This is a genomic window from Nocardiopsis yanglingensis, from assembly GCF_045809185.1.
GTDB lineage: Bacteria > Pseudomonadota > Gammaproteobacteria > Xanthomonadales > Xanthomonadaceae > Stenotrophomonas > Stenotrophomonas yanglingensis.
Genome location: NZ_JBJNRH010000003.1, coordinates 328,428 through 342,854, shown reverse-complemented (window position 1 = coordinate 342,854; position 14,427 = coordinate 328,428). Strand labels below are relative to the sequence as shown.

Here is a 14,427-nt window from a genome sequence, read left to right as displayed (position 1 = left end):
AAGCTGCGGCCACGGCCAGGATTGATTCGTACCATCGGCAGGCCTGCTTCATGCAGCGCATCCAGTGCCTTTTGCTCGTAGCCGCCACTGGCCTCAAGCACGACCTGCTTGGCTGGCCACTGCTGCAACCACCGGATCAGGCTATTCCAGCCACGTTTGCTGTTCTTGAACTGGCGAAAGGCCTGTTCATGGACGGCAACATCCAGGTTCTCACCACTGACATCGATCCCGATCCCAAACATGAGGTAACTCCGCTAGGCTGACAGGGCCGAGAGCTCCCCCCGCTTGCCCAGTCTTATCAGTGCGAGCGCCAACTCGATCAACTGTTCGGGCGGATCAGGGAGAAACCGGCGCGGAGATCCTTGCTACAGAGCGATCGAAAAGACCTAGAGCCGAACGGTCGTCCGCGCCGGGCTCTCGGCACCTAAGGTGCCAGAGTCGGAAGAGATAAGAGCCGAGCCCATGCTCGGCTGCTTCTGGCTTCTGCGCGAAGAGCAGCCGAGCATGGGCTCGGCTCTACAGTAGCGCCACAACTCGAGCGGATCCGCCAGCCCTACTGCGCCACGCCCTGCCAGGCGATCATCATCGGTACGATCAACATGCCTAGACAGCTCAGGCACAGCACGGTGGTGGAGATGTGGCAGAGCCAGAAAACGCGCGGCCTGTCGGCACGCCAGACTTTCCTGCCGTGGTTGACGCCCCAGATCGTAAAGCCATCGGCGATGCCACCCAGGAAGAAGCAAAGGGTGGCCAGTGCCCATAGCACCCAGATCAGCGCCATCGCCAGATTGCGTACGTCGCCACGCAGAGAGGACCACAGCACCAGCGTCGCCAGCGCCAATAGGCCTCCCAGCAGAAACGTGATCATCCAGAGCCGATACCAGATGCCCGGCTTTTCCATGCGGGTGCCCCCTCCGTTTGGCCGAGCATAGCCAGTCCGGTGGTCCTTACACCATCCCGCCATTGGCGCGCAGCACCTGGCCATTGATCCACCCGCCATCGGTGCCTGCCAGGAACGCAACCGCACCGGCGATGTCATCTGGCGTACCCAGCCGCTCCAGGGGGTTCATCTTCGCCAGCCGCTCGATCAGTTCCGGTGACTTGCCGTCCAGGAACAGGTCGGTGGCTGTCGGGCCGGGGGCCACTGCGTTCACGGTGATGTTGCGCCCTCGCAGCTCCTTGCTGAGGATCGCGCCCATCGTCTCCACCGCTGCCTTGCTGGCCGCGTACACGCTGTAGTTCTCCAGCTTGATACCGACCACGCTGGTGGACAGGGTGATCAGCCGGCCACCGTCGCGCACCCGTCGCGCGCTTTCGCGCAGCACGTTGAAGGCTCCCTTGAGGTTGATGCCGATCACCCGCTCGAACAATGCGTCGTCGGTGTCGGCCAGCGGCGCCAGCTGCAATACGCCGGCGCTGTTGACCACCACGTCGATGCCGCCGAAACGGGCCTCGATGGCGTCGAACAGCTCGGGGACCGCCTGCGAATCGGCCACATCGGCCTGCAACGCGATGGCCTGCGCACCGGCTGCGTTGAGTTCGGCCGCCAAGGCTTCGGCGTCGTCGCGGCGCCCCGCATAGTTGATGGCGACCGCGTGGCCATCGGCGGCAAGGCGGCGGGAGATGACCGCGCCGATGCCACGGGAACCGCCGGTGACCAGGGCGACAGAGCGGGCGGGGGAGAGGGTCATGGTGGCTTCCAGCAGGGCACGCCGGAGTGGCGCAGGGCCATCTTCGCCACATCCATGTTCCGGATAATCATGCATAATCCGCCAACATCATCCGGATAGCCGAATAATGGATCGCTTCACGGCCATGCGCGCTTTCGTCCGTATCGTCGAGCGCCGCAGCTTCACCCGGGCCTCCGAGGACCTCGGCCTGCCGCGGGCCACAGTGACCGACGCGATCAAGGCGCTGGAGAATCGGCTGGGCGTGCGCCTGCTGCACCGGACCACGCGGTTGGTGGTGCCGACCCTGGAAGGCGAGGCCTTCTATGGCCGCTGCCTGCGCTTGATCGCCGACATGGACGATGCCGAGGCGGCGTTCCGTGACGCGCCGCCACGCGGCCCGTTGCGTATCGAAGTCCACGGCACGCTGGGCCGGCACCTGCTGTTTCCGCACCTGGCGGAATTCCTGCAGCGCTACCCGGAGATCGAGCTGGACGTCAGCGAAGGCGACCGCTATGTCGATCTGCTGCGCGAAGGCGTGGATGTGGCGTTGCGGGTGGGGACGCTGGCTGATAGCGATCTGGCGGCGCGCCGGTTGACGATGCTGCGCGAGGTCACGGTGGCCTCGCCGGGCTACCTGCAGGCCAGAGGCGTACCGGACAGCATCGATGCCCTGCAGGACGGCCACCAGATGGTCGGCTACCGCTCCAGCGCCACCGGCCAGCTGATTCCTCTGGAGTTCCAGCAGGGCGGGCAGGTGCGCTACGTGCCGCTGCCGGCGCGGGTGCGTGTGTCCGGCGCGGACGCGTTCCTTGGTGCCGCGCTGGCGGGCCTCGGTATCATCCAGGCGCCGCGTTACCGGATGGACCCATACATCGCGCGCGGGCAGTTGGTGGAGCTGTTGCCCGAGACGCCGCCGACGCCGAGTCCACTGAGCCTGGTCTACCCGCGCAACCGCACGCCATCGCCGCGGCTGCGGGTGTTCATCGATTGGGTGGCCGGCGTGTTCGACCAGATGAGGTAGTGCCGGCCGCTGGCCGGCAACTGCAACATGCGTGATATGCCAAGGTTGCCGGCCAGCGGCCGGCACTACCGTGCGGCCACGCTCGGCAGCACCAGCTCGAACAGGGTGCCGGTGTCATCCGACACAACACTCACGCTGCCGCCGTGCGCCTGTGCAATCGCGCGGGTGATCGCCAGGCCCAGTCCGGCACCTTCGTGGCGGCCACGTTCGCCGCGGTAGAAGCGATCGAACAGGCGCGGCAGCGCTTCGGCGGCGATCGGCGTGCCAAGGTTGTGCACGCTGACCCTGCACACGCCATCGGCCTCGACCAGCCGCACCCGCACTTCGCTGCCCACGGCTGCGTACTTCAACGCGTTGGACAGCAGGTTGGCAATCGCCCGGTGCAGCATCAAGCGGTTGCCTTCCACGCTCGCCACCCCTTCGCGGCGCAGGGTCAACTGCCGGTCCTCGGCCAGCAGGTCGTAGAACTCCAGCAGCGAATCCACCACCGCATCCAGCGCCACCGGCTCGCGCGAGGGCAGTGCACCCGGCGCTTCGGCCTGCGCCAGGTACAGCAGGTCGCCCACGGTCTGCGCCAGCTGTTGCAGTTCCTCGGCGCATGACGCCAGCGTCTCGCGGTAGGCCTCGTTGCTGCGTGGGTGCGCCAGCACCACCTGCACCTGGGTCAGCATGTTCGTTACCGGCGTGCGCAGCTCGTGGGCGAGATCACCGGAGAACTCGGTCAGCCGCGCGAAGTCCTGCTGCAGGCGCGCCAGCATGCCGTTGAGTGTCTGTGCCAGTTGCTCCAGTTCGGCTGGTGCACTGCGCGCGCTCAGGCGGCGCTGCAATCGGCCAGCGGTGATCTGCCGGGCCTCATCGGCCAGCGTGCGCAGCGGCCGCAGCGTGCGCCGCACCACATAGCCGCCGAGCAGGCTGCTGGCCACGGCGGCGCCGATGATCGCGATCGCCAGCAGATGGCGGAACCGCTGCAGGAAATCGGCATGGCGGTTGTCGTCGATGGCCAGCAGGATGACCAGCTGGCTGCCGTCGGCCAGCGTCTGGCGCAGGTGCAGGGCATGCATGCAGCGGCCATCAGCGAGGATCCAGTCGTGCCGCCGTGGCGCGGTGTCGATGGGCTGGCTGCGTGCATGCTCGCGCAGCAGTGCCGGTGCGGTGGAGAACAGCACCGCGCCGCTCCCATCAACAATGTGGAAGGCGATATCCGGATGGTGGCCCAGCGCCTCTGCCAACCGCTGCCCGCGTGCGGATGCAGGTCCATTGCCGGCCAGGTCACGGATCAACGCAACCTTGTTCTCCAGTTCGCTGAAGTCCTGGGCCACCAGGTCGTGGCGGGCGCTGACATAGATCGCCACCCCCAATGCGGCCAATACCAGCGTGGCCACGGTGGCGAACAGCAGCGTCAGCCGTACCGCGATGGAGCGACGCAGGCTCATCCGCTGTGCACTGCACCGTCGTCCGGCGCCTCCAGCACATAGCCCATGCCGCGTACGGTGACGATCAGCTTGGCGTCGAAGTCGTCGTCGATCTTCGCGCGCAGGCGGCGGATCGCCACGTCGATCACGTTGGTGTCGCTGTCGAAGTTCATGTCCCATACCTGCGAGGCGATCAGCGAGCGCGGCAACACTTCGCCACGGCGGCGCGCCAGCAGCTCCAGCAGGGTGTACTCCTTCTGGCTGAGGGAGATGCGCTGGCCGCCGCGTTCCACCCGGCGGCGCAGGGTATCCACCACCAGGTCGGCAATGACGATGCGTTCGGCCTGCGGCACGGCCTGGCCGCGACGCAGCAGGGTGCGCACGCGCGCCAGCAGTTCGGCAAAGGCGAACGGCTTGGCCAGGTAGTCATCCGCGCCCAGCTCCAGGCCCTGAACGCGGTCGGCGATGCTGCTGCGCGCGGTCAGGAATAGCACCGGCACCTGCCATCCGGCCTCGCGCAGCTGTGATAGCACGTTCCAGCCATCCAGGCCGGGCAGCATCACGTCGAGGATGACCAGCTGGTACTCGCCGCTGCCGGCCAGGTGCAGCCCGTCGACGCCGTTGCAGGCGAGATCGACCACGTAGCCGGCTTCGATCAGGCCCTGGCGCAGGTAGTTGCCGGTCTTGGGTTCGTCTTCGACGATCAGCAGTTTCATGGTGTGCCCATCATCGCAGCTTGGGCCCGTGCTGGAACGGATGAGTCATGCCAATGGGTCCAGCGTGCCGAGCACCGCCACGCAGGCCAGCACCAGCAGCGCCAGCACCGATTCGCAGGCCAGGCTGTGGCGAAGTGAGCGCAGCGGCCTGGGTTGCCAGCCGCCGCGGATGGAGACCGCCAGCGCCGGCACCAGCCGCCAGCGATGCAGCGCGGCCAGCCCCAGCATGCCACCCACCAGCGCCAGCTTGAGCAGCAGCCAACGCCCATGTGCGGTGTTGGTCAAGGTCTGCAGGGAGCCGCCGAGATCGACATAGGTATAGGTGCCGGTCATTGCCAGCAGGGCGACGATGATCGTGCCGGGCAGGGCGAAGCGGTGCGCGGCCTGCCACAGTTCATGGGTGCGTTCGCGCAGGCGCAGGCCCTGTGGACGCAGCGCCAGCTGCAGGATGGCGGCGATCGCACCGACCCAGGCGCCGGCGGCCAGCAGGTGTACGATGCCGGCCGCCAGCCGCAACGTCCCGCCGAATCCATCACCGGCGGCAGCGTGACCATTCCAGGCGAGGCTGGCCAGAGTTGCCGCCGCGAGTGCCAGCAGCGCCAGACGGCGCAGGCCCTTCACCGGGCGATTGACTGCCAGCAGCGGCAGTATTGCCAGCAGGGCCAGGATGCGCAGCAACCCCGCCTCACCCACCGGCGTACCGGTAAGAAACCAACGCGCCGTCTCGCCATCGATGTCGAGCGGTGATATGCCAAGCACGCTGGACAATCGGGTCACCGTATCGGTGCCGACCAGCACCAGCGCAACCACGGCGAGCGCCAGCGATACGCCACGCGGCAGTCCGGGGCGGACGAACAGCATCCGCCCGAACAGCAGCATCAGCACCAGGTACAACGCCAGCCGCAGCGCGTACGGTGAGAGCTCGGCCACGACCGTCGTCCTACTTCACGGTGAAGCGGTAGCTGCCGGTGATCGGATGACTGTCCTGACCGACCGCGCGCCATTGCAGTGCGTAACTGCCTGCGGGCAGCGGCTTGGCGAAACGCGCGCGCAACGTGTGGCCATCTTCGGAAATGTCCTGTGCGGTGGTGGGCATGGCCATCTTCATGCGGCCATGGTCCATGCTCAGTTCGATGCGGGTGGCACGCGGCATCACCTTCTCACTGAACTGCAGTTCGATCTGGCTGGCCGGGGCCACGCTGGCATCGGCCGCTGGCGTCGAACGCACCAGGCTGGGATGGGCCAGCGCCAGCGGCGCAACCGCGAGGCCGGACAGCAGCAGGGCGAGCGACGCGGGGCGGAGCAGGGAGCGGGTCATGTGCGGGAACGCCTGTCGGGAAGTTGCCCTCAGGGTGGTGCAGCGCGCCTTTCGCTGCCCTGACGCGAACATTACCGGTCTGTAATGTTGGCTGCCGGCCCGCGGCCGGCGCTACCGGGCTCGTGACTGCGCGATCCAGGCTGACGGCGAACAACCGACCACACGCCGGAATGCCGCGCTGAACTTGCTGGGATTGGCGTAGCCACTGGCCAACGCAACCTCGGTGACGCTGCATCCCTGGGCCAGTGCCCCGCGTGCCCATTGCATGCGGCGTCGGGTCAGGAACGCATAGGGCGGCAGGCCGGTGGCGGCGCGCAGCGCACGACCGAACGTGGACGGGCCCATCTGCACCGCAGCGGCCAACTGTGCGACTTCAAGAGGCTGGCCGTGCTGTGCATCGATGTAGGCCTCTAGTTGCTGCAGCCGCCGCGTGGACAGTGCCGTGTCCCTGCCGCGTTCCGTGCAGGCAAGCCCGGCAAGCTGGCCCAGGCGATGCAGCAGGACCTGGGCGCCATGCTCCAGGAAGCCGGGCAGGCAAACATCGGCCTGCGCGCTGCACCACAACGCCTGCAGTACCGAAGTGATCACCGGGTCGTGGTGCAGCCACGCCGCCAGCGGCTGCAGGTGTTGCAACCGCTGCGGATCCTGCGGATGCAGGCGGGTATCGATGGCGATGCCGAGCAGATCGACCGCGGGGCTGGCATAGGTGCCGGTGTCTCCCGGCAGCACCAGGTTGAACTGGCCTGGCCGCCATGGTGCCTGCAGCAGGCCGTTGAGGGTGCGCTGCTGCAGCCGTCCGCCGCCGCCCACGGCCAGGCCCAGGCGAAGCTGGTGCGGATGGCCCATCTGGCCTTCGCTGGCCTCGAAGCGATGGCGCAGCAGCACCACCGCCCCGTCATCGCTGACGTGGGCAGCAGGGGCCTGCGACCGGGTTTCCTGCAGCAACTGGTCGGCGAGGGCAGGCATCACGGATCCGGGAATGGAGCGGCGCTGCCGGAAATGGAGTGGCGGCGGGGCGCTAATGTTACAGGATAACACTCTTGTCCCGCGCTGCCGCCGCCCGCGCGTCCGCCACTCCATCCGTCGAGGTTCCCGCTTTGAAGTCGTCCACGCCTGCCGCCGCGCTCATCGCAGCATCCCTGCTCGTTCCTGCCTTGCCCGCCCTTGCCCAGCAGGCCGACCCGACCACGCTCGACGGTGTCCGCGTCACCGGTTCCAAGCGCGATACCCCTTACCTGAAGAGCGATCTGTCGGTGACGGTGCTCGATCGGCAGGCGCTGAAAGAAGCGGGCGTCACCGAGTTCCGTGACCTCGACAAGCTCGCGCCGAACGTCAAGTTCAATGCGATGGGCCAGCTCAGCAACATGTTCATCTCGATCCGCGGCATCGAGTCCAATCCATTCCTGGTCAACCGCGCCTCGGTCTACATCGATGGCATTCCGTTCCGCGAACTGAGCAATGCCGTGCTCAACCAGGTCGAGTCGGTGGAGGTGCTGCGCGGCCCGCAGGGCACGTTGTATGGCGCCAACAGCGAATCCGGCCTGGTGCTGGTGCGTACGCGTGGTCCTGCGGATAAGCGAGAAGGCGAGGTCAACCTGCGCAGCACCTGGTTCGGCAACGGCAACGGCACCGCCATCGATGGCTTCCTCGCCGGGCCACTGAGCCGGGACGGCAGCCTGTCCGGCTCGGTGGCGTTCATGGGCTCCGATGAGGACGCCTATCTGAAGAACCTCACGCCTTCCGGGGCGCACGGCAAGGTCGGCGAAGGCTACCTGCAGGGCAAGCTGCGCTGGCGGCCCAGCGACTATGTCTCGGTGAACGCGCTGGCCTACCACCTGCGCACCCGCGCGCCGGGCATGTTCGAGTATGAATACCTGCCGCTGGATACCGGCCTCTATAACCGCACCTACGGCACCTCGCTCAATGGCGGGCGCCGTGCCGGTGACTTCACCTACATCAACGACGCGCCCAAGCGCACCGAAAAGGACGAAACGGTGGCCGGCCTCAGTGCGCAGTGGCAGCTGCAGGCCGGCACACTGGACGTGGCCGCTTCCTGGCGGGACGAGGAGGTGACCTCGGCCGGCTACGACTTCGACATGACCAACAGCCCGGCACTGGCCGGCCGCATCTACGACAGGAAGAAGGAATGGACGGCCGAGGCGCGCTTCAGTTCGCCCAGTGACCAGCCCCTGACCTGGATGGCCGGTGTGTCCACCTACCGCAACAGCAAGGATTCGATCCTGGGTACGTTCGTCGGCCCTGCGCTGCATGGGCTGGACAGCTACAACCTGGCACCGCGGCAGACCTCCAAGGGCGAGGACTACAGCGTGTTCGCCACCGCCAGCTACACCTTCCCCGCGCTGCCCAGGCTGACCGCCAGTGCCGGCCTGCGCCATGAACAGGCGCGGCGTTCCACCGAGCAGCGCGCCGGTGCGCTGGACCTGGGCGCTGGTGGCCGCGTGCTGTATCGCGATGCCGCGCTGGCGCATACCTTCTCGGCCACGCTGCCGCGGGTGTCGCTGCGCTACGACGCCACCGACGACCTGTCCTTCTACGCGGCTTCGGCCAAGGGCTACATTCCGGGCGGCTTCAATCTGGCAGCCGCGCAGAGCGATGTGGTCAACGACAAGGTGCTGCGCTACGAGTCCGAACGCATGTGGAGCCATGAGCTCGGCTTCAAGATGAACCTGGCCGGTGGTCGTGGCCACATCGGCGGGGCACTTTTCCACATCACATCGGACAACTGGCAGGAGATCCAGGTGGCCACCGATGCCAACGGCCGCCCGATTTCGTCGGACTACGTGGGATCTGACGCCTCGATCCGGTCACGGGGTGCAGAACTGGAGGGTGTGTTCGAAGTAGTGCCTGGCTTCACGCTGATGGCGAATGTGGGCTACGTCGATGCGACGTACACCAAACTGTGGGTCAGCGTGGACGAGAATCTGGATGGCAAGCGGGTCAAGCTGACCCCGCACTACACTGGCTATCTGGCGGCGCGCTATCAGTTCGACTCGGGCATTTATGCACGACTGGAATCGCAGTTCACCGGCTCCAGTGCACTGGATGAACGTAACCGCGCGTTCCAGCCGGCCGTGGCCGTGCTCGGTGCGCAGCTGGGCTACGAGACCGGGCCGTGGAGCGCGCGGGTGTTCGTGCAGAACCTGACCAACAAGCGCCGAATCAACGGCCTGATCTTCGACAACCTGGCCTTCGGGCGCGATGGCAACTACTACGGCCCGGTGGACAGCCCGCGGTTCTTCGGCGCGGAAGTGGGCTACCGCTTCTGAGCAAAGGTAGTGCCGGCCGCTGGCCGGCATCTGCGGGGCGCCGGCCAGTGGCCGGCGCTACCGGTAGACGTGCAATGCCCGCCGGTTGCCGATGTGCGCGCATGCCAGCAGCACGCCACCGCAGGCGGTGGCCACGCCATGCCACAGCAGCGATTCCTTCAGCGGCAGGTACAGCGAGGCCGACAGCAGCAGGATGGCGCCGGTGCAGGCCAGCTGCACAGGCCGCCAGCGCCCATGCCGGTGCACCCCGGCCGAGGTACTCGCCAATGCCAGCGACGAGGCCAGCAGCGCGAACAGCCATTCCCAGCGCGACATCATCAGCAGCAATGTCATCGCGCCATGGCCGGGATGCTGAAACGAGCGCAGCGCCATCATCGCTGCCGGCACGAAGGCCAGCAGCAGGGGCAGGGCGATGCAATGGGCGGCGCAGGCCAGGGACAGCCAGGCACCGGCAAGATCGAAGCGGGGATGCCAGCGTGCCGAAGTTGGCGGCTGGGCCAGGGCCCTTGCGGGCGTCGTGGGGATATGGTCCATAATGTTACATAGTAACAATTGGAGACTCCCCCATGAAGCTTCCTGCTGCTCTTTTCCTGCTGCTGGCTGCCAGCGTCGCGCAGGCCCACGACATCCGCCAGCACGCACCGCACGTGCATGGCCAGGCGACCGTCGATGTTGCGCTTGACCAGCAAACCCTGGAATTCGCCCTTCAGGCCCCCGGCATAGGCATCCTCGATTACGAGCGGCCGCCGGCCAATGCAGCCGAGCAGGCCGCGCTGGCACGGGCGACGTCATTGCTGAAGGGCGGCAGCTGGGTCACCTTGCCCACCGCTGCAGGGTGCCGTTTGACCACCAGCAAAGCCGATGCAGAGGGCTTCGACGCGACGGCCGCCGCGCCGCCGCCGGGACAGCACCTGCACGCAGGTTTCAGCGCAACGTTGCAGTACCACTGTGCCAAACCTGCCGAGCTGCGTGCCATCGTCATGCGCCTGCCCGTACTGTTCCCGGGCCTGCACGAAGTCATCGTCAACAGTGCAACCGCCAATGGCCAGGATCGCAGTGTGCTCACGCCCGACAACCTGCGCGTGGTGCTGGCACCGTGAGCGCGGCACCGGTGATCTCGCTGGAAGACGTGCAGTTCGGATACGGCATGCAGCTGGTGCTGGATATTCCGCGGTTGTGGGTCGAGCAGGGCAGCAGCGTGTTGCTGCGCGGAATCAGCGGCGGTGGCAAAAGTACGCTGCTGGGCCTGTTGGCCGGTGTGCTGCTGCCCGGCAAGGGCCGTGTCGAAGTGGCCGGCCAGGCACTGCAGAACATGGGAGGTGCGGCGCGGGATCGTTTCCGTGCCGATCAGCTGGGCGTGATTTTCCAGCAGTTCAATCTGCTGCCGTTCCTCACCGTGCGCGACAACATCGCGCTGGGCCTGCGTTTTTCGCGTCTGCGTAGCGCGCGCATCAGTGGGCCACTGGATGCCGAGATCGCCCGTCTGCTGCAGGCCCTGCAGCTCAATCCTGAGCTGATGCAGCGGCGCGCGGGTACGCTCAGTGTTGGCCAGCAACAACGCGTGGCGGCAGCACGCGCCCTGATCGGTCGGCCGGCGTTGCTGCTGGCCGATGAGCCCACCTCGGCGCTCGACCGCGAAGCAGCGACCGCCTTCCTGCAGCTGATGTCCGCGCAGTGCCAGGCGGCCGGCACCACGGTGCTGGTGGTCAGCCATGACGACAGCCTGCAGCCGTTGTTCGACCGCACGATTTCACTGTCCGAGATCAACCAGGCAGGTGCCGGCCATGTTTGAGCTTGCCTGGGCCAGCCTGCGCAGCCGCGCGTTGAGTGTGGGCCTGACCGTGCTGGTCATCACCCTCAGCGTGGTGCTGCTGCTGGGCGTCGAGCGTGTACGCACGCAGGCGCACGAGGGGTTCGCCAGCACCGTATCGGGCACCGACCTGATCGTCGGTGCGCGCTCGGGACCGGTGAACCTGCTGCTGTACTCGGTGTTCCATATCGGCGACCCGACCAACAACGTGTCCTGGCAGTCCTACCAGGAGCTCTCCGCATTGCCGCAGGTGAAGTGGTCGGTGCCGTTGTCGCTGGGTGATTCCTGGCGCGGCTACCGGGTAGTGGGTACCACTGGCGGCTACTTTGAACACTATCGCTATGGTTCCGGTCACGAGCTGGCCTTTGCACAGGGGCGGCCCTTCGATGATCTGTATGACGCGGTAATCGGTGCAGAAGTGGCACGCGCGCAGAAGGTCGGCCTCGGCGATGAGATCGTGCTGGCGCACGGCACCGGTGCGGTCACGCTGGCCACGCATGCCGACAAGCCGTTCCGTATCGCCGGCATCCTGCAGCGCACCGGCACGCCTGTGGATTCGTCGCTGCTGGTCTCGCTGCCGGCCATCGAGGCGATCCATGTCGACTGGCGATCGGGCGTGCAGCTGCGCAGCCAGAGCGTCAGCGCCGAGCAGGCGCGCCACCTGGACCTGACCCCGACCAGCATCACTGCCTTCATGCTCGGCCTGAATTCGCGCATCGCCACGTTCTCGGTACAGCGCAGGATCAACGAGTATCCGGACGAGGCGATGCTGGCGATCCTGCCCGGCGTCACGCTGCAACAGCTGTGGCAGTCACTGGGCACCGCCGAGCGGGCGTTGCAGCTGATCAGTGCAATGGTGGTGCTGCTGGGCATGGTCTCGTTGGTGGCGCTGCTGGTCTCGACCCTGCAGGAGCGGCGGCGTGAGATGGCCATTCTGCGTGCCACCGGTGCGCGGCCGGGCTACATCGCTGGCCTGCTCGTGGTGGAAGCGGTGGCGACCAGTGCGGTGGCCTGCGTGCTGGCCCTGTCGCTGTTGGTGGTCGCCAGCATTGCCGGGCGCGGCTGGGTACTGGCCACCTTCGGTCTGTCGATCACCCATGTCTGGCCGGATGGCCGTGAACTGGCATGGGTTGCGGGTGTGCTGCTGGTCAGCGCGGTAGCGGGGCTGGTGCCGGCGTTGCTTGCTTACCGGCGCACCTTGGCCGATGGCCTTTCACCGGGAGGCTGAGCATGCGATGGATGCGGGTAGTACCGATGGTGCTGGCGCTGGCTGCCTGTGAACGGCCGGTGGATACCGGCGTGCAGGCCTTGCCGCCCTCGCCGGTTGTTGACCGCGATGACCCTGCAGACGCGGCGGAGCAGGAACTGGACTGGCTGCAGATGATGCCGAAGGATGAGCTGGCCGCACTGGAGCGGGGCGAGGGCCCGGAGGTCGAGCACAACGGCAACCGGCGCATGCCGCAGTTCGGCACCTTCCGCACGGTGGACACGGTGCTGCAGCGGCCGGTGCGCCTGCCGGGCTACGTGGTACCACTGGCCAACGCGCAGGACGGGCGGCTGACCGAATTCCTGTTCGTGCCGTACTACGGCGCCTGCATCCACGTGCCACCACCACCACCGAACCAGATCGTGCACGTGGTGCTGCCACGCCCGATCGAGATGCCGGACATGTACTCGCCGTTCTTCCTGGCGGGCACCCTGCGCGCCGAACGGTTGGATGACGATCTGGCCGGTTCGGCCTACACCATGCATGACGCACAGCTGAGGCCCTATGAACCGTAATCACCTGTTGCTGGCGTTGGGTTGCCTGTGGTTGGTGGGCTGTACGGCGCCTGGCGGCGATGCCGTGGCGGTCACGCCGCAGGACAAACCGGCGCCCTCCGCCACGGCCGAAGCCCCCATCGACCGCTGGGACGCGTTGCGACCCGACGAAGTGACCTACCAGCGCCCGCCCCCGCAGATCGGCCTGTCACGCAATGGCATGGAGGGCGTGGGTGGCCTGATTGACGACACCGGCTCGGGCACGCCACCGGGGCTGGAGATCGACCATTCCAGCCCGGACCGCGCCAAGCAGTTCGGCTCTTCGCAGGTGGTTGATGCTGCCGATGGTCGTGCCGTGGACCTGGATGGCTACGTGGTGCCGCTGGGTACCAACGATGCCGGCCTGGTCGATGAACTGCTGTTCGTGCCGTTCTACGGTGCGTGCATCCATGTGCCGCCGCCGCCACCGAACCAGATCATCCACGTGACCCTGGCCACGCCGATCGCACTGGGCGACCTGTGGGATCCGTACCGGTTGGCCGGCCGCCTGCAGGTGAAGCGTTTCGACGCGGACATTGCCAGCGCGTCCTACGATGCCGCGGCGGCGACGCTGACGGCGATCCGCAACTGATGCGCGCGCGCTGGATCATCGCTGCGGTGGTGTTGGCGGCAGCAGGCGTGGCGCTGGCGGTGTGCTGGCAGCGGCGCGCCGCAGTCCCAGAGCCTCCAGCGGTCGCGTTTCCGGCACCGGCAGCCGATGCCAGCCAGCGCATCGAACAGCGCCTGGGTGACGACCACGCGTTCCGCAACGACGTGCTGTTCCTGCTCGCGGCAACATTGCGCGACCGCTGCCAGGCGGCGCAGGCGGGACTGCTGGCGCGCATGGCCAATCGTGCATCGCTGCCGGTGCTGGCCGCGGTCAGTGCGGTGACCCAGCAGGATCCAATGCTGGACCGGCCGATCTACCAGTACATCCAGCTTCGCGCCGATGCCACGCGCTGTGGCCAGCCGCTGCAGATGCCGTTGGCTGGTGGGCGCAGCATGGAGGTGGACATCGAGCAGTACGCGCGCACCTTCCCGGACAGCTACTTCGACCCGCAACGCAGCAGCGAACCGCGGGATTTCGGTGGACTGCCGCTACAGCAGCGCGCCGGCAACGCCTGCAACAGCGTGGTGTATTCGGTGCTGCCGTTGGGGGGTACTGACTGGAGGTGCAGCAGCCTGCGCGCGAATGCCCGTGCGCGGGTGCGCGGCCTGTGCGAGGACGAGCTGCGGCGCCAGCATGGGGGCATCGGTGGCGAGCTGGACGCCGCCGTCGGGCGGGGCATGCAGGCGGCGGTGGTATCGGCGATTGCGGCGCTGCCGGAAGACTGCCGGTGATGATCCCTGACACCGGCCACAACCCGGCGTGAGGGGCGCTGCAACATGAACA

At 67.1% G+C, this 14,427-nt stretch carries 17 protein-coding genes; 8 read left to right on the top strand and 9 right to left on the bottom strand.

The window, feature by feature from the left end:
- The 3 genes from ACJ7C5_RS07570 to ACJ7C5_RS07560 all read right to left on the bottom strand — a co-directional run.
- Positions 1-242, bottom strand: a 242-nt coding sequence (locus ACJ7C5_RS07570; protein ID WP_412703534.1) for an IS110 family transposase, incomplete at its 3' end; no start/stop codon positions are given.
- 311 nt (positions 243-553) lie between these two features.
- On the bottom strand, positions 554-901 hold the full coding sequence (locus ACJ7C5_RS07565) for a hypothetical protein (protein WP_088026146.1): 348 nt from the start codon (positions 899-901) through the stop codon (positions 554-556).
- 46 nt (positions 902-947) lie between these two features.
- Complete coding sequence (locus tag ACJ7C5_RS07560; protein WP_412703533.1) at positions 948-1,691, bottom strand: SDR family oxidoreductase; 744 nt, start codon at positions 1,689-1,691, stop codon at positions 948-950.
- Between the two features lie 124 nt (positions 1,692-1,815).
- Between ACJ7C5_RS07560 and ACJ7C5_RS07555 the strand changes: the two genes are divergently transcribed.
- Positions 1,816-2,691 carry a LysR family transcriptional regulator gene (locus ACJ7C5_RS07555; protein ID WP_412703532.1) on the top strand — a complete coding sequence of 292 codons (876 nt, stop codon included), beginning with the start codon at positions 1,816-1,818 and terminating at the stop codon, positions 2,689-2,691.
- Between the two features lie 65 nt (positions 2,692-2,756).
- Here ACJ7C5_RS07555 and ACJ7C5_RS07550 read toward each other — a convergent pair whose 3' ends face one another.
- From ACJ7C5_RS07550 to ACJ7C5_RS07530, 5 genes are all read right to left on the bottom strand, one after another.
- A complete protein-coding gene (locus tag ACJ7C5_RS07550; protein WP_412703531.1) occupies positions 2,757-4,124 on the bottom strand; it encodes a heavy metal sensor histidine kinase in 1,368 nt (455 codons plus the stop codon).
- Entirely contained in the window at positions 4,121-4,819 is a 699-nt protein-coding gene (locus tag ACJ7C5_RS07545) for a heavy metal response regulator transcription factor (protein WP_088026143.1), read from the bottom strand. The genes ACJ7C5_RS07550 and ACJ7C5_RS07545 overlap by 4 nt, the downstream gene beginning before the upstream one ends.
- Positions 4,820-4,864: 45 nt before the next feature.
- A complete protein-coding gene (copD, locus tag ACJ7C5_RS07540; protein WP_412703530.1) occupies positions 4,865-5,749 on the bottom strand; it encodes a copper homeostasis membrane protein CopD in 885 nt (294 codons plus the stop codon).
- 10 nt (positions 5,750-5,759) lie between these two features.
- Entirely contained in the window at positions 5,760-6,137 is a 378-nt protein-coding gene (copC, locus tag ACJ7C5_RS07535; protein WP_412703529.1) for a copper homeostasis periplasmic binding protein CopC, read from the bottom strand.
- Between the two features lie 111 nt (positions 6,138-6,248).
- Positions 6,249-7,103, bottom strand: a complete 855-nt coding sequence (locus ACJ7C5_RS07530; RefSeq protein WP_412703528.1) for a helix-turn-helix domain-containing protein — start codon at positions 7,101-7,103, stop codon at positions 6,249-6,251.
- A gap of 188 nt (positions 7,104-7,291) precedes the next feature.
- On the opposite strand from ACJ7C5_RS07530, the gene ACJ7C5_RS07525 reads away from it, so the two are divergent.
- Complete coding sequence (locus ACJ7C5_RS07525) at positions 7,292-9,424, top strand: TonB-dependent receptor (protein WP_412703527.1); 2,133 nt, start codon at positions 7,292-7,294, stop codon at positions 9,422-9,424.
- Between the two features lie 57 nt (positions 9,425-9,481).
- On the opposite strand, the gene ACJ7C5_RS07520 is transcribed toward ACJ7C5_RS07525, so the two are convergent.
- Entirely contained in the window at positions 9,482-9,958 is a 477-nt protein-coding gene (locus ACJ7C5_RS07520) for a MerC domain-containing protein (protein ID WP_412703526.1), read from the bottom strand.
- Positions 9,959-9,990: 32 nt separating this feature from the next.
- On the opposite strand from ACJ7C5_RS07520, the gene ACJ7C5_RS07515 reads away from it, so the two are divergent.
- The 6 genes from ACJ7C5_RS07515 to ACJ7C5_RS07490 are packed head-to-tail and all read left to right on the top strand — an operon-like array spanning position 9,991 to position 14,375.
- A complete protein-coding gene (locus ACJ7C5_RS07515; protein ID WP_412703525.1) occupies positions 9,991-10,524 on the top strand; it encodes a ZrgA family zinc uptake protein in 534 nt (177 codons plus the stop codon).
- On the top strand, positions 10,521-11,216 hold the full coding sequence (locus ACJ7C5_RS07510) for an ATP-binding cassette domain-containing protein (RefSeq protein ID WP_097047685.1): 696 nt from the start codon (positions 10,521-10,523) through the stop codon (positions 11,214-11,216). The genes ACJ7C5_RS07515 and ACJ7C5_RS07510 overlap by 4 nt, the downstream gene beginning before the upstream one ends.
- Positions 11,209-12,462: an ABC transporter permease gene (locus ACJ7C5_RS07505; protein WP_088028363.1), complete on the top strand. Its 1,254-nt coding sequence runs from the start codon at positions 11,209-11,211 to the stop codon at positions 12,460-12,462. Before ACJ7C5_RS07510 ends, ACJ7C5_RS07505 begins: the two co-directional genes overlap by 8 nt.
- An 11-nt stretch (positions 12,463-12,473) precedes the next feature.
- Positions 12,474-13,016, top strand: a complete 543-nt coding sequence (locus tag ACJ7C5_RS07500; RefSeq protein ID WP_412703524.1) for a DUF3299 domain-containing protein — start codon at positions 12,474-12,476, stop codon at positions 13,014-13,016.
- Positions 13,006-13,626, top strand: coding sequence for a DUF3299 domain-containing protein (locus tag ACJ7C5_RS07495; RefSeq protein ID WP_412703523.1), 621 nt, complete (start codon positions 13,006-13,008; stop codon positions 13,624-13,626). The genes ACJ7C5_RS07500 and ACJ7C5_RS07495 overlap by 11 nt, the downstream gene beginning before the upstream one ends.
- On the top strand, positions 13,626-14,375 hold the full coding sequence (locus tag ACJ7C5_RS07490; RefSeq protein WP_412703522.1) for a hypothetical protein: 750 nt from the start codon (positions 13,626-13,628) through the stop codon (positions 14,373-14,375). Before ACJ7C5_RS07495 ends, ACJ7C5_RS07490 begins: the two co-directional genes overlap by 1 nt.
- Positions 14,376-14,427: the final 52 nt, after the last annotated feature.

Bases quoted from the DNA above. Each gene is read 5' to 3' on its own strand.
- copC (WP_412703529.1), bottom strand. From the start codon at position 6,137: ATGACCCGCTCCCTGCTCCGCCCCGCGTCGCTCGCCCTGCTGCTGTCC.
- ACJ7C5_RS07545 (WP_088026143.1), bottom strand. From the start codon at position 4,819: ATGAAACTGCTGATCGTCGAAGACGAACCCAAGACCGGCAACTACCTG.
- ACJ7C5_RS07555 (WP_412703532.1), top strand. From the start codon at position 1,816: ATGCGCGCTTTCGTCCGTATCGTCGAGCGCCGCAGCTTCACCCGGGCC.
- ACJ7C5_RS07530 (WP_412703528.1), bottom strand. From the start codon at position 7,103: ATGCCTGCCCTCGCCGACCAGTTGCTGCAGGAAACCCGGTCGCAGGCC.
- ACJ7C5_RS07505 (WP_088028363.1), top strand. From the start codon at position 11,209: ATGTTTGAGCTTGCCTGGGCCAGCCTGCGCAGCCGCGCGTTGAGTGTG.
- ACJ7C5_RS07565 (WP_088026146.1), bottom strand. From the start codon at position 901: ATGGAAAAGCCGGGCATCTGGTATCGGCTCTGGATGATCACGTTTCTG.
- ACJ7C5_RS07495 (WP_412703523.1), top strand. From the start codon at position 13,006: ATGAACCGTAATCACCTGTTGCTGGCGTTGGGTTGCCTGTGGTTGGTG.
- ACJ7C5_RS07515 (WP_412703525.1), top strand. From the start codon at position 9,991: ATGAAGCTTCCTGCTGCTCTTTTCCTGCTGCTGGCTGCCAGCGTCGCG.
- ACJ7C5_RS07490 (WP_412703522.1), top strand. From the start codon at position 13,626: ATGCGCGCGCGCTGGATCATCGCTGCGGTGGTGTTGGCGGCAGCAGGC.
- ACJ7C5_RS07550 (WP_412703531.1), bottom strand. From the start codon at position 4,124: ATGAGCCTGCGTCGCTCCATCGCGGTACGGCTGACGCTGCTGTTCGCC.
- ACJ7C5_RS07560 (WP_412703533.1), bottom strand. From the start codon at position 1,691: ATGACCCTCTCCCCCGCCCGCTCTGTCGCCCTGGTCACCGGCGGTTCC.
- ACJ7C5_RS07500 (WP_412703524.1), top strand. From the start codon at position 12,474: ATGCGGGTAGTACCGATGGTGCTGGCGCTGGCTGCCTGTGAACGGCCG.
- ACJ7C5_RS07520 (WP_412703526.1), bottom strand. From the start codon at position 9,958: ATGGACCATATCCCCACGACGCCCGCAAGGGCCCTGGCCCAGCCGCCA.